Source organism: Nocardia pseudovaccinii, assembly GCF_050942345.1.
In the GTDB taxonomy this organism is placed as follows: domain Bacteria; phylum Actinomycetota; class Actinomycetes; order Mycobacteriales; family Mycobacteriaceae; genus Nocardia; species Nocardia pseudovaccinii.
Map to the genome: position 1 here is coordinate 2,109,965 of NZ_CP192074.1, position 17,245 is coordinate 2,127,209.

Here is a 17,245-nt window from a genome sequence, read left to right on the forward strand (position 1 = left end):
CACAAAATAGCCCGGCACCTGGGTGCCGGGCTTGACTGCGTTACCGGGCCGGGCTGAGAGGTCCGGTAACGCGGGTCGTCCTACTAGACGACGGTGCGGGTGCGCGTGCGGGCGTTGCGACGCTTGAGCGCCCGACGCTCGTCCTCGCTCATACCGCCCCACACGCCGGCATCCTGCCCGGACTTCAGGGCCCAGGACAGGCAGTCAGCGGTAACGGGGCAGCGAGCGCAGACCAGCTTGGCATCGGCAATCTGCGCGAGCGCCGGACCACTGTTACCCACCGGGAAGAACAGCTCGGGGTCCTCATCGCGACAGATGGCCTTGTGGCGCCAGTCCATTCCTCTGCTCCTTTGCTGGGCGCCGCAAAGGCGCCTACGGTTTGTGGATCGTTCACTTGTGCGACTCGAATGTTTCCGCACGGTTGCTTGTGAATGCTTTCACGAACACCGTAGATGTCAATAGGTATCCGGTGCACCGTGGGGAAGCTCACGCTCTCAAGGAACCCCTTGGGGATCCTGCCCGGTCCTTTGTACTCGCTCTACCCGGTTTTCGCAGCACAACACCGAGTTTTTTCGCGCGTTTCGTGCTCATTTCGGGCGGGGAGCGACGACCTCGAGCACGTCCGGCACGGCTGTGAAATCCACCATGTTGCGTTTTCCGATAAAGTCGCCATCGATTTGCAGACCGATCGGCTCGCTGGCCTCGATGTGCACGGACGGCACATCGTCCTCACGAAATAGGTTGCGGGACTTGGGATTTCCATTGGTTGCGAGAAGCTGCCTGGCGAGCAACAGGGTGGAAACCACCGACATCGACCGCACGGCAAACACGCCGAGACCGGTTTCGAAGGCCGTGCCCGGGTTGGTGTGCACCGGGGTGGCGTTCAGGTAGGTCCACGGGCTGGCGTTCGTTACGAAGGCGTAATGGACCTCACTGATGGGGTCGAATCCCGGGATCTCGATCCGGACGCTCGGCTCCTTGCGCTTCGACTTGAAAAACTGTCGGACAGTGGTGCGAACGTAGCGACCGGGGGTGGCGGCATGGCCGTTGGCGCGGCTGTTGTCGATCGCTTCGCAGACGTCGGCGTCGAGGCCGACACCCGCGCTGAAGCCGAACCAGCGGTCATCGGCGAGGCCGAGCCCGATTTTGCGGTCGTGCTCGAGGGTGAGCAGATCGATGAGCTGGTTGGTTGCGGTCACCGGATCCGGGGAGATGCCGAGGGCGCGCGCGAACACATTCGCCGAGCCGCCCGGAATCACGCCGAGGCGCGGCAGCCAGGCCTGTCCGTCGTCGACCTGGGGCAGCGGCAGATAGCCGTTGATGGTCTCGTTGACCGTCCCATCGCCGCCGTGCACGACGATCAGGTCCATCTCGTTGGTTGCTGCCCACTGTGCCAATTCCGCCGCGTGGCCGCGGTGCTGGGTATGCGCGACGGTCAGCTGAGTCCGGCTCTCCAACGCGTGCGCCAGCAGGTCCCGCGTCGCCGGCGTAGTCGAGGTGGCATTCGGATTCACGATCAGCAACGTCCGCACCTTCGGCAGCCTAATCGGCGCACGGCCCGGTCCGAAAAGCCGCCGAGTGCGTTCTAGGCTTGGCCACGTGGCGGACAGCGGCAAAGACGAGGTTTCGGCGGGTGTGCCCGCGACGGTGCGCGGTGCGGGCGGATTGGTCGCGCTGGAGGGGGCGGTGGCCGTGGTCGTGGCGATCGTGCTGATCGTGCGTGGCCTGCTCGGACACGATCAGAGCGCCGCGAGCGGATACGGCACGGCCGCGTGGTTCGGGATTCTCGGCGGCGCGGTGCTCGCGGCCGGGATCGGGCTCTTTCTCGGGCACCGATGGGGGCGGGCCATCGCCGTGATCGCACAGGTGCTGTTGCTTCCGGTGACCTGGTCGCTGCTGACCGATTCGCATCAGCCGGTGCTCGGCGCGCTGCTCGGGCTGGTCGTGGTGGGCGCGCTGGTGTTCTTGTTCGCGCCCGCGTCGAATCGCTGGATGGCCGAGGTGTACGGGATCGAACCGGAATCGAAGTAGCCGGGATCAGGCGGTGGCGGCGCGCAGTGCCTGACGGCACAGGTGATCGGCCCGGCGGGTGGTTTCCGGCTGACGGTAGCGCGGAGTCAGCGCGAGCACCTGGGTGCATGCGGTGTCCAGGTCGATGAGATGTCCGACCGAGACGAAGACCGGTTTGACGCCGCGCCGCGTGCGCAGCGCGCGTCCGACGACTTCGCCGTCCATCGCGATATCACTGACTGCGCTGCGCTCCGGACCGGGCTCCGCGTAGTCTCCCCACGGCGTCTTGGCTACGCCGATCGTCGGTGTGCTCGTGAGGATTCCGACGTGGCAGGCCAAGCCGAAGCGGCGCGGATGTGCGAGCCCCTGGCCATCGCAGATCAGTAGATCCGGTGTGGTACCGAGCTTTTCGAGTGCGGCGAGGGTTATCGGCAGTTCACGGAAGGACAGCAAGCCCGGCACGTAAGGAAAGGTAACCGAGCCGTGCGCTACCGCGGTTTCGACGGGATCCAGTGTGGCACTGTCCAATACGACGGCGGCCGCGGCGGCGATCCCGGTTTCGTCGTCGTAGGCGGAGTCGAGTCCGGCGACGGTGCGGAATCGCGGTGGATGCGGATCGGTCGTAACCACCAATGGCCGCAACGCATCCTGGATCGCCATGGCCTCGTCCGCGGTGGTCGGCCAATCCGTGGGTGCGGTAACCCTCACCAGCTCACCAGGCTTCGGCGGCGAGCTTATCGATGGCCGCGCCGGTGAGCCGGTAGCCGACCCACTCGTCCTGCGGTTTGGCGTCGATGGACTTGTAGAACTCGATGGCGGGCGTATTCCAAGTCAGCACGGCCCAGTCGACCCGGCTGTAGCCCTTGGCGGCGGCCTCCTCGGCGAGGGCGGCCAGCAGCGCCTTGCCGTAACCCTTGCCGCGGGTCTCCGGTTTGACGTACAGGTCCTCGAGATAGATGCCGTGTACGCCGGTCCAGGTGGAGTAGTTCAGGAACCAGATCGCACAGCCGACCACACCGGTCTCGTCCTCGACGACATGGGCGAAAACCGCGGGCGATGGCCCGAATAGCGCGGTGTCCAGCTGCTCGGCGGTAAGCGTGCACTCCGCGCGGGACTTCTCGTACTCGGCGAGATCCTCGACCAGGCCCACCATGGCGGGTACATCGGCGGGGGTTGCGCGGCGGATCTGGCCGGTGCGGGTCATAGTGTTGCTCCATGGTTTGCGGGAACTAGGTTGTGCGCCAGGATGGTTCGGTCGTCGTGTTCGTAACCGAGCACGGTGATCGCGGCGGTCGACATGGCGAAGCGCCGACCCTCCCGGATATCGAGCTCGGCCCAGCGGGCGATCAGCGCCCGGGAGAAATGACCGTGGCCGACCAGCACGATATCCCGGTCCGCCAGTGCGGGTTCGACCGATGCCAGCACCCGATCGGCGCGCGCGCTGACCTGGGCGGCCGTCTCGCCACCCGGCACCACTCCGGTCCAGATGGTCCAGCCGGGATCGTGTTCGCGGATCTCGATGGAGGTCTGCCCCTCGTAGTCGCCGTAATCCCATTCGGCCAGATCGTCGTCGACTGCGGTCTCGGCGAGCCCCGCGAGCGCCGCTGTGCGGACAGCGCGTCGACGCGGACTGGTGAGCACCAGCGGATCGCGCAGCTTCAGTTCACCGAGCAGTCCGCCCGCGGCGCGAGCCTGCTCCTCACCGCGCTCGGTGAGCGGCAGATCGGTGCGGCCGGTGTGGCGCCGCTGGCTGGACCAGGTGGTTTCGCCGTGTCGGAGCAGGACCAGTCGGGCGTCGTCGCGTGCGGACATGACTTCCATCATGGAGTACGGGTCCGACACCGCCGGGGACGGGCAGGCGCTAGCCCAGCGCGAAGATCTCGGGGCCGCGCTTTTCCAGCACGGTTGTGCCGAGGACGGCGAGCGAGATGGGGGAGCCGTCGTAGCCGGGCCGGGCAACCGGAATGCGCGACACCTCGGTGCCCGAAGTGGGATCGAGGACCGCGATGGCGCCGTCGACCGGCACGAGTAGTCGGCCCGCCATGAAGGCGGGACTGCCGAGTGCGCCGGGGGCGGCCCAGATCGGATCGAAAGTGCCCGCGTTCAATGCGATCAGGCTGTTGCCGGTGAATACCAGGAACAGCGAACTGATTCGCGTGGTTGTCGTCTTATCGCTCAGCGGTGCGGAAAGTTGGTGCACCACAAGCGCATTCCCGGTGCCGTCGAAGACCTCCAGCCGCGGCGAAATCGCCTCGGCGGTCGCGGTCGCGGGCGCACCGGGCAGGTACAGCACGATTCGGTTGTCGGACACCGCGATTACGCGCCCGTCGGGAGAGTCCGCACCGGATCCGTTGAGCACATGCGAGCCGTACTCCTCGGGCACCGTATTGTCCTTCGGCGCCGGATTGAGCACGGTCAGCCGGTTGGTCGGATCTTCGGGGCAGCGCTCGAGGACGGCGAGCCGGGTGGAGCTCGAACTCGACGAGATCAGTTTGCAGCCCTTGCGTGGTTGGGTTTTCACGTTCACGGGTGCGTCGACGTAACCGTATTCGATGGTGCGCACCAGATCCGAGCGCCACATCTCCAGCCGCCGCGGGCCCTGGGCCAGCACATAGGTGCCGTCGACCGATAGCTGCAGGGTCGGATCCATATAGCTGCTGCGCGCGGTCCGGCGCGAACCGTCCTCACCGGCCAGCAGCGTGGCCTGGCTGCAGCCGCGCTGATCCTTGTACACCGCGATCACCGTGCCGAATTGCGACTCCACACCGCACAGGGGTAGGTCGCGCCGGTAGTGCCACACTTGCGCGCCGGTACGCGGATCGTGTCCGGTGACCGTGCCATCCGCGCCTGTCACGACCGTGCCCGCGGCCACCAGCGCGCGGTTCGCCGCGGGGTCCGGCGCATGCCACAGCTCGCGCAGGCTCGTCGGAACCTGATCGGCGGCCGCGGGAGTGGAAACCGGATGTTCCGCCGTCACCGATTCGGTGCCCCTGGCATCACTGCGCGCCCACACCACCGCCGCCGCGATCACCACGACCACGGCGATCGCGACTGCGGAGATGATGTCGGCGCGCGTTCGCCGCTCGGGTGCGAGCACGTTTGCGAGACTACAACGTGTCGCCCGGGGGATGCGATCGGTCTCGCGTGGACAGCCGCCGACGTATGACGGCCGCGGATGCGTTCAATGGCGCTCACCTGCCGGTACTTCCACGTTCGGCGCCGGTTGCCTCTTGCTTGCGACCGTGCATCGGTGGCGCGACCGCGTCGACGCGACGCGGCTGAGACGCCACAGGCGCGCCTGCCCATGACAGACGCGCCCGTGTATCGGACTATGCCGAGGCGGTCACCGTTTCGGGAGCGGTGTCCGCGGTCGCTTCGCCAGCAGCCGCTTCGCCTGCGCCCGCTTCGCCGGCGACCGCTTCGCTCGCGGGCTTCCGACGGCGGCGCCGACGGCGTGCGGGCTGATCGGTGGTTTCGGCGTCATCGGAATCGCTGTCCGAGTCCGCCTCGGCGGTCACACCGTTTCCGTTGTCTCCGTTGTCCTTCGAATCGGTGCCGTTCTCGGTGCCGTCTTCGGTGGCACCGGCGGACCTGCGGCGGCGACGGCGGCGACGCGCGGGCTTATCCGCCGTCTCGTCGTCGGTCGCATCGTCGAGCGGGGCTGCGGCGGAATCGGTTTCGGCTTCATCGGTCTCGATGCCGTTGGTTTCGCCGTCGATCGGCTGACCCGCGCGGGTGCGGCGACGATTGCGCTTGCGCGGTGTGCGGGCGGGGCGCTCGACCACCTCGGCGTCCTCGTCGCGGACCGGCTTCGGCTTGCGGATGGTGCCGGTGACACCCTCCGGAATGCCGAGGTCGGAGAACAGATGCGGGGACCGCGAATAGGTTTCGACCGGGTCCGGGATGCCGAGACCGAGGGCGGTGTCGATGGAGGCCCAGCGGTTCAGTTCATCCCAGTCGATCAGCGTCACCGCGACACCGGTGCGCCCGGCCCGGCCGGTGCGCCCGATCCGGTGCACGTAGGTCTTCTCGTCCTCCGGGCACTGGTAGTTGATGACGTGGGTGACATCGTCGATATCGATACCGCGCGCCGCGACATCGGTCGCGACCAGCACATTGATGGCGCCCTTGCGGAACTTGGTGAGCGCCTTCTCCCGAGCGATCTGCCCGAGGTCACCGTGTACGGCGCCGACGGCGAAGCCGCGGTCGGCCAGATCGTCGGCGACCTTCTGCGCGGTGCGCTTGGTCCGGGTGAAGATCATGGTCGCGCCGCGGCTCTCGGCCTGCAGCACCTTGGCGATCAGCTCGCTCTTGTCCAGCGCGTGCGCGCGGTAGACGAACTGCGCGGTGCGATCGTGCACGGCGGAATCGTGCGGTTCCTCGGCGCGGATATGCGTCGGCCTGGTCAGGAAGGTGCGGGCCAGGGTGATGATCGGGCCCGGCATGGTGGCCGAGAACAGCATGGTCTGACGCTGCGTCGGAACCATGCCGAGAATGCGTTCGATATCGGGCAGGAAGCCAAGGTCCAGCATTTCGTCGGCCTCGTCGAGGACGAGCACGCCGATCTTGCCGAGGATCAGATGGCCCTGATCGGCAAGATCCATGAGTCGGCCGGGAGTACCGACGACGACGTCCACACCGGAGCGCAGCGCGGCGATCTGGGACTCGTACGGGCGGCCGCCGTAGATCGAGAGCACGCGCAGCTGGCCCTGGTGGTTCTTCAGGTACTTGCTCGCGTTCTCCAGATCCTGGGTGACCTGGATGCAGAGTTCGCGCGTCGGCACGATGATCAGTGCCCGCGGGGTGCCGTCCAGCGGGGTGGTCCCGGTGTCGGCGGTGGCGATCCGGTGCAGCAGCGGGACACCGAATCCGAAGGTCTTACCCATACCCGTGCGGGCCTGACCGATCAGATCTTCACCGGCGAGTGCCAGCGGCAGGGTCAGTTCCTGAATTGCGAAGGTGCGTTCGATTCCGATCTCACCGAGTGCTCGCACGATTTCATCGCGAACCCCCAATTCGGCGAATGTCGGAGCGGTATGGGTTTCGTCCAGTTCGGCGGTCAGTAGCGTATCCGCCAGACCAGGTTCCTGTTCGACAGTGATCTTGCTCAGGTTCGTGCCTTTCCTCGTTATCGCGTCACACGCGCACGAGGTGTGGGGCGGACCGGCCGGCCCGCGACAACCACATATCCGCCTGTGATACTCACCTCGGCCACTGCCCTGATGTCTGCGGGAGCTCGTCGTTTCGGCAGCTGACCTCGGAAGACATCGGCGCGGCGCGAGGGTGATGCGGATCTGGTGCGCGCACATATTCCAGGACTTCGAAAACCTCGTCGGCGACACTCGGGCGACCGTACGATCCGGCGACTCGACGGACGAAAATTTCCGTTGTCCGCAGAGATTGTAGCGTGATATTGTGCTCGGCTCGAATTCGACGTAACGAACGGCCACCGTAGCGACTGCTTGCAGGTTGCTGGAAATGGTCGGTAATTCCGGACAAAATGCGCGGTTTCCTTGCATCGACCGTCGACGTACGCTGCGCCACATGGCAATTCATCTGGCGCGTCGAATCTGGCACACTCTCGAACCCATCCACGATGTCGTGTATTTCGGCGCGGGCGTCAAGCAGGCCGGAGTTGCGCTCGGACTGCGCGGATTCTGGCAGACCTACTTCGCATTCCGCGCCGCGCCACTCGGGCCGGTGGGCGCGGGCGCGGTACTGGCGACCTTCGCCGGATTCCATCCGGACATGGTGGCCAGGGCGGTGCCGGATGCCTGGGCCCGGACGACGCCGGAGGCATGTCTGCAGGCCCGGCTCGCCTTCTCGGTCGGATTGTTGCGCGGGGCCGGAGCGGGTGACGCCGATTGCGCCCGTGCCGCCGAATTGCTCGAACCGGTAGCGCGCACGGCCGATCCGACCGGCCGCCCGCTGTATGCCGCGAATGCGGAATTGCCGCTGTCGGCAGATCCGGTGGCCGCGCTGTGGCAGCTCACGACCACGTTGCGCGAACATCGCGGCGACGGACATGTGGCGGCCCTGGTTGCGCACGGTCTGTCCGGATCACAGGCGCTGGTGCTGCAGGTGGCGGCCGGAAAGTCGCCTGAATCGGTGATGCGGCCCGCGCGCGGCTGGTCGGAGCGGGAATGGTCCGACATCGCCGACGAGTTGCGCGCCAGGGGTTTGATCGTGGGGGAGCCGATCAGTCCGGAGTTGACCGGCTCCGGCGCCGAATTGCTCGAACGAGTGGAGGCCGACACCGATGAAGCCGCCTGGAACGGCGCACTGGCGGCGCTGTCGCAGGACGCCATCGCCGAGCTGAACTACTTGCTCGAACCGCTGACGAAGCGTGTTCAGGAGAGCCTGGTGCCGCCGCTGAATCCTATCGGCATGACGCGGGGCTGAGCGGTGCACGATTGCTCACAAATCGGAGTTGCCTGTTACCGCCGGTAACGGGATGTGAGACATTCTTGAGGTGAGTTTCACCGACACCGTCACCATCGCGGCGCGCAATGCCTGGGCGCTGACCTTCGGCCAGGGCGTCGAGGCGCCCGATCCCGCCCCGTCGACGGTGCTGTGGGATGAACCGCATCGGCAGCTGCGTCGTTTCGAGGGTACCGGATCCGCCGCTGCCGCAACGGATTCGGCGGTGCTGCTGGTGCCGCCGCTGGCAGCACCCGCCAGCTGCTTCGATCTGCGTCCGGATCAGAGCCTGGCCCGATTCCTGCTGGAGACGGGCCGGGCGCCCTACGTCGTCGACTACGGCGAGATCAGCTTCGCCGACCGGCGGATGGGCTTCGAGACCTGGATCGACGAGATCCTGCCCGAGTCGATCCTGCGCACCTCCGCCGATCGCGACGGCCGGCCGGTCGATCTGGTCGGCTGGTCCATCGGCGGCACCCTCGCACTGCTGACCGCGGCCGCGCACCCCGAACTGCCGATCCGCTCCGTCACGGCGGTCGGCTCGCCGCTGGACTACGACAAGATGACCGGCATTCCGCAGGTGCGCGCGGTGGCCAAGCTGACCGGCGGCATCGCCACCTCGACGGCGGTGCGTGCGGCGGGCGGCATTCCGGCCACGCTGACCCGAATCGCCTACAAGGTGACCGCATGGGACCGCGAACTCACCCGACCCTGGTTCGTCGCGAGCAATATCGCGCGCACCGAATCCCTGGCGAAGATGGAGTCCATCGACCGCTTCATGTCCGAGATGCCCGGCTATCCCGGTCGCTTCTACGGCCAGTTGTGGGGCCGCCTGATCCTGAACAACGACATCGGCCGCGGTGTCGTGAAACTCGGCAAGCGCCGCATCGAATTGGCCGACGTGACTGCGCCCGTACTGCTGGTCGGCGGACCCACCGATGTCATCACCCCCGCCGCCGCGGTGGCGGCCGGACAGCGCATCCTCACCGGCGCGCAGTCCGTTCGCTACGAAACCGCACCCGGTAGCCACCTCGGCATCCTCACCGGGGAAACCGCGCGCGACACCACGTGGACCTATCTCGACAAGTTCCTGTCCGAGCTGTCCTGAACACGCGACGCTCCCGATGTTCGTCGGGATGACGGCGACATGTAACGGGATGACGGTGTCACGTAACAGACCGGGACTAGGCTGTGTCGACATGGGAGCACAGTCACCTGCAGCGGTAGGGGTTTCGTTGTCCGGCTCGTTCATTTCCGCCGACGATACGGGCGTGATCGACCTGTTCGCGGTGCTCGCCTACGGTGAGATCTCCGCGTTCTACCGGCTGGCCGAGGAGGCCAAGCTGTCGCCGACGCTGCGTGGCAAGGTTGCCGTCGCGAAGATGGCCGCCGCCGAGATGCGGCACTTCGAAACCCTGGAGTCCGCGCTGGCCGAGCGTGGGGTGGATATCTTCGACGCGATGGCGCCGTTCGTGCGCGCCCTGGACGCCTACCACGACTCCACCGATCCCTCGACCTGGCTCGAGTCGATGGTGAAGTTCTACGTCGGTGACGGCATCGCCGCCGACTTCTACACCGAGATCGCCGGCGCCCTGTCTCCCGAGGTCGCCGCCGTGGTCCGGGATGTGCTCGCCGAGACCAGCCACTCCGAATTCGTGGTGGAGGAGGTGCGCCGCGCGGTCGCGACGAGCCGCTCCGAGCGCGACCGGCTGACGCTGTGGGGTCGGCGGCTGCTCGGTGAGGCGATCACCCAGGCGCAGTACGTCATGGCTCAGCGCGACGAACTCACCGAGCTGGTGCTCGCCGCGACCGGTGACCTCAACGGCATTGCCGCGCTGTTCGAGCGCATGCAGGCCAGCCACGCCGAACGCATGGCCGTCCTGGGAATCTGATTACTCGTTGACCGCGCGGACCAGTCGCAGGCCGGGCGATTGCGCCTGCGCCTGGTCGGTGAGCCAGACGACGACGCACTGATCCTTATCGGCGTTCAGTGCCTCGAACGGGATATCGATATGGCCGTACTCCGGGTGGTCGAACCGCATCGTGCCCGAGACCAGGTCGTCGATATGCTGTGGCTGCCAACGGCTTTCGAACTCCGGATAGGCGAGCAGCGCGTCGATCAGCCCGAGTAGGCGGTCCTCGCCCGGCCAGCGGATCGTCGCGCGGCGCAGTGCGGCCGAGAAAATATCGGCTACCTCGTCCCAGTTCCGCAGCACCTGCTTGGCGCGCGGATGCGCGAAGGTGAACCAGGCCAGATTCACGACCTCTGGATTGTCGAGCAGTCCAACGGGTTTCGCGATGTCTTCCCAGGCCGGATTCCAGCCGAGCACATTGAGCCGCCGCCCGATCACGAAGGCCGGGGTGGGATGCAGTGCGCGCAGGATGGTCTCGATCGCGGGCGTCGGCTGCTCTTCGACGGCTTCGGTTGTGGGACAGCGGGATTCGTTGGTCGAGGTGACGGCGAGCCAACCGAAGTGGTGGCGGTCCTTACCCTCGATGAGCAGCGCCTGCGCGAGCGCGTCGATGACCGCGGGCGACGGATTGGTATCGCGGCCCTGTTCGAGCCGGGCCAGATAGTCGGCGCTCACCCCGGCGCGCACCGCGACCTCTTCGCGGCGCAGCCCCGGGGTACGGCGGCGGCCGCCCTCGGGAAGTCCCACATCCGCAGGCCGCAATTGGGCGCGGCGTGCGATGAGGTATTCCGCGAAGGGATTGGGTGCCATACGTTTCATCGTGCCCCGTCCTGGGATGGTTATCCGCGCCCTGACGGGTCCAGGATAACGGCGGTCTGGCTAGCGGACCACGGTCCGGTCATGGTTTATGGCATGACATCTTCCGCTGAATCCACCACCACACTCACCCCGGGCTCCTGGGCCCTGGACGCGATGCATTCCCAGGTCGAGTTCACCATCCGCCACCTCGGCATCTCCAAGGTCCGCGGCCGCTTCAACAAGTTCGAGACCGAGTTCGTCGTCGACGACAACGGTTTCGCCACCCTCGGCGCCACCATCTACCTCGACTCCTTCGACACCGGTAATGCCGATCGCGACAACCACGTCCGCACCGCCGACTTCCTCGATGTCGCCAACCGCCCCACCCTGAGCTTCCGCGCCGTCGAGCCGGTTCAGATCACCGAATCGTTCGAGGTCGAGGGCGAGGCCACGCTCGGCGGGATCACCAAGCCGGTCACCCTCGATGTCGAGTGGGGCGGTGTCCAGGTATTCGCCGGAACCGGCGACCGGCATGCGGGCTTCTCCGCGAGCGGCACCATCAAGCGCACCGATTTCGGCGTCGGCGGCCCGCTGCCCGGCATGCTCAGCGATACCGTCAAGGTCGAGCTGGAAATCCAGCTCATCGAGCCCAAGTAGCGTTTGTTCGCTGTCAGCGCAGGCGGGCGTGATACCGGCTCCGGGGTGCTGCATTAGCCTTGATTTCGACAGCACACAGGACTCTAGGTTCGGAGGTTGGCCGTGGAGGTCAAGATCGGTATTTCGGATAGCCCGCGCGAGCTCGTGATCAACAGCGGGCAGACCCCGGACGAGGTCGAGGCGCTGGTGTCCGGTGCGCTGGGCGGCGACGGCGGCGTTGTCGTGCTCACCGACGAGAAGGGCCGCAAGTTCCTGATCCAGGCCTCGAAGGTCGCCTATGTCGAGATCGGCGCCGCCACCGGCGGTCGTGTCGGCTTCGCGGCGGTCTGAGCCGAACCGCGACGCAACAGACGAGAGCCCCCGCACTCGGGTGAGTGCGGGGGCTCTGCTGCCTCGATGCTTCGATCAGTGGATCGGATGCAGCGGCACGTGTGACAGACCGCCCCAGGCCAGCGCGACGGTGGTGTCGACCGCCTCTTCCTTCGGAATCGGCCGATCCGCCTCCAGCCAGTACCGTGCGGTGAACTGGCTGGTGCCGACCAGTCCGACCGCGAGGATCCTGGCCCGGTAGGGGTCCAAACCGGAATCGTGGGCGACCAGGTCGAAGACCGCGTCCACACAGGCCTCGGTGGCCTGCTCGACCCGGCGCTGCACCTGCGGCTCGCTGATCAGATCGGATTCGAAAACCAGTCGGAAGCCCTGCATCTCGTTGTCGACGAAATCGAAATAGGCCTGTACCGCGGCGCGCACGCGCTGCCGGTTGTCGGTGGTCGAACGCAGCGCCTGGCGCACACTCGACACCAGCATGTCGACGTAGTTCTGCAGCACCGCCAAGTAGAGCTCGAGCTTGCTGGCGAAGTGCTGATAGAGCACCGGCTTGCTCACTCCTGCGCACTGCGAGATCTCGTCCATACCCGCGGCGTGGTAGCCGCGCTGGACGAACACCTCACTGGCGGCCGCGAGTAGCTGTTGACGACGCTCGTCGCGCGGAAGCCGGGTACCGCGCTTGGTCGGCGCCATGGCATCGGAGGACGTTTTGCGGGACGTCATCCGGTCCACGAGGTCAGTCATTTTTCGGCTCTCCCAGTCGATGCCCCGGCAAATTGGGGTGTACACCGGGTATCCCATGAACGATACCCGTTTGTATCTCGTCTGCCGATCGGGGCCGCAGATGCAGTCCACTCGGTGAGATATGTCGCACCGCTGGCGACTGCTTGCAGGTCGCTCGAAAGGGTCGGCACCTGGCGGGAAGTGTGCTCGGGTCGGGGGTATTGCGCCCTGTGAGACGCTGGTTGACGTGACCGACCGACCGGAAAGACCCTCCGGCGCCGGACGCAGTGCGTATCGCCGGGCTGGCTCCACCGCGTCCGGTTCCGTAGTCTCGGGCTCTGTGGAAAGGCCAGGCCCCGAGGTGCGTACGGGGGCAGCCACCCGAAACGGTGCAGCTGCCCAGGACGGCGCCGAGGGTGAGATCGAATGGAGATCCGGTTCGCCACCGCAGGATGCGAATGGTGTCGAGGTCTATGACCCGCTCGGTTCGCACGAACCAATGGTCGACCGTTCCTATCAACCCCTGCGGGCCCGCTGGGATCCCACCGCACCCGACGAGAGTCGTTCCCGCGCACCGAGACCCGAGCGCGATACCAAGAAACAGAGCGCGGTCGGTCGCTTCATCCGCACCTATGGTTGGCGTGCTTACGCACTTCCCGTACTTTTCGTGGTGACCGTGTTGGTGATCGTGGACGCGGTGCGCGGGGGCACCGATCCGGCGAATATGCCAGGCGGGGCACCGGGATTCGGACGATTGAGCCCGCGTGCGGCATCCGCGGGAATCATCGGCGCACCGCCCGGCGACGGCCACTTCCCGACGAATCTGCCGACCGGCGCGCTGCCCGACGGCGGACCGTTCACCGAAACCGGTACGGGCACATGGCGTGTGGTGCCGGGGACCACCGCGCAGGTGGGCACCGGATCGGAGTTCCAGTTCAAGTACACCGTCGAAATCGAGGACGGCGTGGACACTTCCGGATTCGGCGGAGACGAATCCGTGGCCAAGTTGGTCGACAGCACCCTGGGCAATCCCAAGAGTTGGGCGCACGACACCAAATTCGCCTTCCGGCGCATCGATCGTGGCGAACCGGACTTCCGCATTTCGCTCGCCTCCCGCGAATCCTCGCGCAAGGCATGCGGTTTCGATATTCCGATCGACTCCTCCTGCTTCAATGCCGATCTGCGGCGGGTGGTGCTTTCGGAGGTGCGCTGGGTGCGCGGTGCGCTGGCCTTCGAGGGCGATATCGGTTCCTATCGGCAGTACCAGGTCAACCATGAGGTCGGCCATGCCATCGGCTACCACCAGCATCAGCCGTGCGAGACCGACGGCGGGCTCGCCCCGGTGATGATGCAGCAGACCTTCGGCACCAAGAACAACGACATCGCCGCCCTCGATCCGGACGGTGTGGTCCCGATGGACGGTAAGCGCTGCCGCTTCAATCCCTGGCCCTATCCCCGCGGCTGAATTATTGGCCGCGCCTGCGGCGCTGCGTGTTCGCGGCCCCCTGGTGTCTCGCGGCAGACCCTTTCGAGCGACCTGCAAGCAGTCGCTAGCGGCGCCGTCGAGACTCGCGACTTCGTCGCATGCGCTTCGACGACTCGGCCGCGAGACGGGCCGCGAACTCCTCGCTCGTAAGACTCGCTCTGTGGTTGTCGAGTGGGTGGGTGGGTAGGTGCTGGGTGTACTCGTTCAGGGGCTTGGGTTGGTGGTGCGAGGTGGGCTGCGGATGGTTGCTTGTGGGACTCGCTCCGTGGTTGTCGAGTGGGTGGGTGGGTAGGTGCCGGGTGTACCCGCTCAGCGGCTCGGGTTGGCGGTGCGAGACCATGGTCGGGAAGAACGGCCCGGTTGTCGGTGTTGACTAATAAAGCGCTGAGCCACCACAGTGCGATCGGCCAATTGATTCGAGGAGCCCTGGACGTGTCATCACCGAAGTCCCTGCCGCCGCTGGTCGAACCGGCCGCGGAGCTGACCAAGGACGAGATCGCCCGCTACAGCCGTCATCTGATCATCCCGGACCTGGGTGTGGATGGGCAGAAACGGCTGAAGAACGCCAAGGTGCTGGTAATCGGCGCCGGCGGGCTCGGCTCGCCCGCGCTGCTGTATCTGGCGGCCGCCGGTGTCGGCACGCTCGGCATTGTCGAGTTCGATGAGGTCGACGCGTCCAATCTGCAGCGCCAGATCATCCACGGCGAATCCGACATCGGCCGCCCGAAGGCCGACAGTGCGCGCGATTCCATCCTCGAGATCAACTCCGGCATCGAGGTCCGGCTGCACAAGATCCGCCTGGAGCCGGAGAACGCCGTCGAACTGTTCGCCGAATACGACCTGATCGTCGACGGCACCGATAACTTCGCCACCCGCTACCTGGTCAACGACGCCGCGGTGCTGGCGGGCAAGCCGTATGTCTGGGGTTCCATCTACCGCTTCGAGGGCCAGGTGTCGGTCTTCTGGGAGGACGCACCGGACGGCCGCGGTATCAACTACCGCGATCTCTACCCAGAGGCCCCGCCGCCCGGCATGGTCCCCTCCTGCGCCGAGGGCGGTGTCCTCGGCGTGCTGTGCGCCTCCATCGGCTCGATCATGGTGACCGAGGCGATCAAGCTGATCACCGGCATCGGCGAACCGCTGCTCGGTCGTCTCATGGTCTACGACGCATTGGATATGAACTACCGGACCATCAAGCTGCGCCGCGATCCGGAGCGTCAGCCGATCACCGAACTGATCGACTACGAGGCGTTCTGCGGTGTGGTGTCCGAGGAGGGCCAAGCCGCGGCCGCGGGTTCGACGATTACCGCGCGCGAGCTCAAGGAACTGCTCGACGCGGGCAAGGAAATCGAGCTCATCGACGTGCGCGAGCCGGTCGAATGGGACATCGTGCACATCGAGGGCGCCAAGCTCATCCCGAAGGATCGATTCCTCTCCGGTGAGGCGCTGTCGGATCTGCCGCAGAACCGCCCGATCGTCTTGCACTGCAAGACCGGTATCCGCTCGGCGGAGGTGCTCGCGGTCCTGAAGAACGCCGGTTTCTCCGACGCCTCGCACGTGCAGGGTGGCATCGTCGCCTGGGCGAATCAGGTCGACAAGTCACTGCCGGTCTACTAGGCCAGGTCCTCGTGTCGCCGCCGGTTTACTAGACCGGGTACTCATGCCGAGAGGTTGCTTCGCGGCGTAACCACCACGGAGCGAGTCTTACGAGCGACCCGTTCGCGGCCCGTCTCGCGTCCGGGTCGTCGAAGCGCATGCGCCGTAGGCGCGAGTCTCGACGGCTCGGACGCGAGACACCCGGGGGCCGCGAACACGCCGCGCCGAAGGCGCGGCCAAAGGTAGAGCGCACGGCGCGCCGCAGGCGTGCCAAATTCAACACAGGTACCGTACGGCCGTGACTTCTGTGGAACCCCCCGAGCACGTGCGCGCCACGTTCGGTCTGCGCGAAGTGACCCCGGTTTCGCTGGGAGACTGGGACGGCGGCTGGCGGCTCGGTGACGTGGTGCTCAGCCCGATCGCCGATCATGCCAGGGCGGCATGGTCGGCGAAGGTCCGCGAAACCCTGAAGGTGGACGGCCTGCGCCTGGCCCGCCCCGTGCGCGCCACCGACGGCCGCTATGTGGTGTCCGGCTGGCGCGCCGATACCTATTTGGAGGGTGTACCCGAGCCACGTTACGACGAGGTCGTCTCGGTATCACTGCGACTACACAAGGCCACGGCGGAGCTCGAACGACCACGGTTCCTGGTCCAGCCGCCGGTCGCCCCCTGGGTCGATGTCGACGTCTTCGTCGCCGCCGACCGCGCCGCCTGGGAGGCGGTACCGCTGCGAAGTCTGCGCGCCGGTGGCATCACCCCGGCAACCTCCCCCGACGGCCAACGCAGCATGGAACTGATCGGCCAACTCGCCACACTCCGCAAACCGGTCCAAACACCTGCGCAACTGGTGCACGGAGACCTGTTCGGCACGGTACTTTTCGCCGGAGTCTTCACACCCGGCCTCACAGACATCACGCCGTACTGGCGTCCGGCGCCATGGGCCGCCGGTGTCATCGTCGTCGACGCACTCGCCTGGGGCGGCGCCGACGACGGCCTGCTCGACCGCTGGTCCGATTTACCGGAGTGGCCGCAGATGTTGTTGCGAGCGGTCATGTTTCGGCTTGCTGTACATGCGCTGCACCCCCGTTCGACCCCCGAGGCGTTTCCCGGATTGGCGCGGACCGCCGACATGGTTCGCCTCATGCTCTGAGTTCGGTCCCAACCGCGCGATCGCCCGGTTACCCGATCTGCGCCGTGCGCTGCATCGGTTGCTCTATGCTCGGACAACCGCCATCAGGCGGCGTCGTATTACCCGCTTTTCGGGCCACCGGATGCTGTGTGGTTGCCCGTGCTCGAACGGCCCCGCGACCGGTTC

18 protein-coding genes are annotated in these 17,245 nt (G+C 66.5%); 9 read left to right on the plus strand and 9 right to left on the minus strand.

What is annotated here, in order from left to right:
* Nucleotides 1–83: 83 nt before the first annotated feature.
* Entirely contained in the window at nucleotides 84–338 is a 255-nt protein-coding gene (locus tag ACQPZ2_RS09530; protein ID WP_011211115.1) for a WhiB family transcriptional regulator, read from the minus strand.
* Nucleotides 339–587: 249 nt separating this feature from the next.
* Nucleotides 588–1,532: a diacylglycerol/lipid kinase family protein gene (locus tag ACQPZ2_RS09535; protein WP_433525209.1), complete on the minus strand. Its 945-nt coding sequence runs from the start codon at nucleotides 1,530–1,532 to the stop codon at nucleotides 588–590.
* 67 nt (nucleotides 1,533–1,599) lie between these two features.
* Here ACQPZ2_RS09535 and ACQPZ2_RS09540 point away from each other — a divergent pair, with 67 nt between their 5' ends.
* Entirely contained in the window at nucleotides 1,600–2,031 is a 432-nt protein-coding gene (locus ACQPZ2_RS09540; protein ID WP_433525210.1) for a hypothetical protein, read from the plus strand.
* A 6-nt stretch (nucleotides 2,032–2,037) separates the two neighbouring features.
* Here ACQPZ2_RS09540 and ACQPZ2_RS09545 read toward each other — a convergent pair whose 3' ends face one another.
* The 5 genes from ACQPZ2_RS09545 to ACQPZ2_RS09565 form a co-directional block, all read right to left on the minus strand.
* Complete coding sequence (locus ACQPZ2_RS09545; RefSeq protein ID WP_433525211.1) at nucleotides 2,038–2,718, minus strand: endonuclease V; 681 nt, start codon at nucleotides 2,716–2,718, stop codon at nucleotides 2,038–2,040.
* 4 nt (nucleotides 2,719–2,722) lie between these two features.
* Nucleotides 2,723–3,214 (minus strand): N-acetyltransferase family protein, encoded by a 492-nt coding sequence (locus ACQPZ2_RS09550; RefSeq protein ID WP_433525212.1) that lies wholly within the window; start codon nucleotides 3,212–3,214, stop codon nucleotides 2,723–2,725.
* Nucleotides 3,211–3,822, minus strand: a complete 612-nt coding sequence (locus ACQPZ2_RS09555; protein WP_433525213.1) for an acid phosphatase — start codon at nucleotides 3,820–3,822, stop codon at nucleotides 3,211–3,213. Before ACQPZ2_RS09555 ends, ACQPZ2_RS09550 begins: the two co-directional genes overlap by 4 nt.
* A 49-nt stretch (nucleotides 3,823–3,871) precedes the next feature.
* A complete protein-coding gene (locus tag ACQPZ2_RS09560) occupies nucleotides 3,872–5,107 on the minus strand; it encodes an Rv3212 family protein (protein WP_433525214.1) in 1,236 nt (411 codons plus the stop codon).
* Nucleotides 5,108–5,339: 232 nt separating this feature from the next.
* The gene (locus ACQPZ2_RS09565; protein ID WP_433527377.1) at nucleotides 5,340–7,142 is read right to left on the minus strand and encodes a DEAD/DEAH box helicase; all 1,803 of its coding nucleotides are present in this window, start codon (nucleotides 7,140–7,142) and stop codon (nucleotides 5,340–5,342) included.
* A gap of 412 nt (nucleotides 7,143–7,554) precedes the next feature.
* Between ACQPZ2_RS09565 and ACQPZ2_RS09570 the strand changes: the two genes are divergently transcribed.
* From ACQPZ2_RS09570 to ACQPZ2_RS09580, 3 genes are all read left to right on the plus strand, one after another.
* Complete coding sequence (locus tag ACQPZ2_RS09570; protein WP_433525215.1) at nucleotides 7,555–8,412, plus strand: SCO6745 family protein; 858 nt, start codon at nucleotides 7,555–7,557, stop codon at nucleotides 8,410–8,412.
* Nucleotides 8,413–8,482: 70 nt separating this feature from the next.
* Nucleotides 8,483–9,538 (plus strand): alpha/beta fold hydrolase, encoded by a 1,056-nt coding sequence (locus tag ACQPZ2_RS09575; protein WP_433525216.1) that lies wholly within the window; start codon nucleotides 8,483–8,485, stop codon nucleotides 9,536–9,538.
* Nucleotides 9,539–9,629: 91 nt separating this feature from the next.
* Nucleotides 9,630–10,322 carry a ferritin-like fold-containing protein gene (locus ACQPZ2_RS09580; protein WP_433525217.1) on the plus strand — a complete coding sequence of 231 codons (693 nt, stop codon included), beginning with the start codon at nucleotides 9,630–9,632 and terminating at the stop codon, nucleotides 10,320–10,322.
* On the opposite strand, the gene ACQPZ2_RS09585 is transcribed toward ACQPZ2_RS09580, so the two are convergent.
* Nucleotides 10,323–11,153, minus strand: coding sequence for a helix-turn-helix transcriptional regulator (locus ACQPZ2_RS09585; protein WP_433525218.1), 831 nt, complete (start codon nucleotides 11,151–11,153; stop codon nucleotides 10,323–10,325). It lies immediately after the preceding gene.
* Nucleotides 11,154–11,255: 102 nt separating this feature from the next.
* Here ACQPZ2_RS09585 and ACQPZ2_RS09590 point away from each other — a divergent pair, with 102 nt between their 5' ends.
* Together ACQPZ2_RS09590 and ACQPZ2_RS09595 are read left to right on the plus strand one after the other, a co-directional pair.
* The gene (locus ACQPZ2_RS09590) at nucleotides 11,256–11,798 is read left to right on the plus strand and encodes a YceI family protein (protein WP_063041154.1); all 543 of its coding nucleotides are present in this window, start codon (nucleotides 11,256–11,258) and stop codon (nucleotides 11,796–11,798) included.
* A gap of 102 nt (nucleotides 11,799–11,900) precedes the next feature.
* A complete protein-coding gene (locus tag ACQPZ2_RS09595) occupies nucleotides 11,901–12,128 on the plus strand; it encodes a DUF3107 domain-containing protein (RefSeq protein ID WP_063041156.1) in 228 nt (75 codons plus the stop codon).
* Nucleotides 12,129–12,203: 75 nt separating this feature from the next.
* Here ACQPZ2_RS09595 and ACQPZ2_RS09600 read toward each other — a convergent pair whose 3' ends face one another.
* Nucleotides 12,204–12,869 (minus strand): TetR/AcrR family transcriptional regulator, encoded by a 666-nt coding sequence (locus ACQPZ2_RS09600; RefSeq protein WP_063041158.1) that lies wholly within the window; start codon nucleotides 12,867–12,869, stop codon nucleotides 12,204–12,206.
* A gap of 319 nt (nucleotides 12,870–13,188) precedes the next feature.
* Between ACQPZ2_RS09600 and ACQPZ2_RS09605 the strand changes: the two genes are divergently transcribed.
* The 3 genes from ACQPZ2_RS09605 (at nucleotide 13,189) to ACQPZ2_RS09615 (ending at nucleotide 17,080) form a co-directional block, all read left to right on the plus strand.
* Nucleotides 13,189–14,313: a DUF3152 domain-containing protein gene (locus ACQPZ2_RS09605; RefSeq protein ID WP_433525219.1), complete on the plus strand. Its 1,125-nt coding sequence runs from the start codon at nucleotides 13,189–13,191 to the stop codon at nucleotides 14,311–14,313.
* A 453-nt stretch (nucleotides 14,314–14,766) separates the two neighbouring features.
* Nucleotides 14,767–15,951 (plus strand): adenylyltransferase/sulfurtransferase MoeZ, encoded by a 1,185-nt coding sequence (moeZ, locus tag ACQPZ2_RS09610; protein WP_040694816.1) that lies wholly within the window; start codon nucleotides 14,767–14,769, stop codon nucleotides 15,949–15,951.
* A gap of 277 nt (nucleotides 15,952–16,228) precedes the next feature.
* The gene (locus tag ACQPZ2_RS09615; protein ID WP_040694815.1) at nucleotides 16,229–17,080 is read left to right on the plus strand and encodes a TIGR02569 family protein; all 852 of its coding nucleotides are present in this window, start codon (nucleotides 16,229–16,231) and stop codon (nucleotides 17,078–17,080) included.
* Nucleotides 17,081–17,245 lie beyond the last annotated feature (165 nt).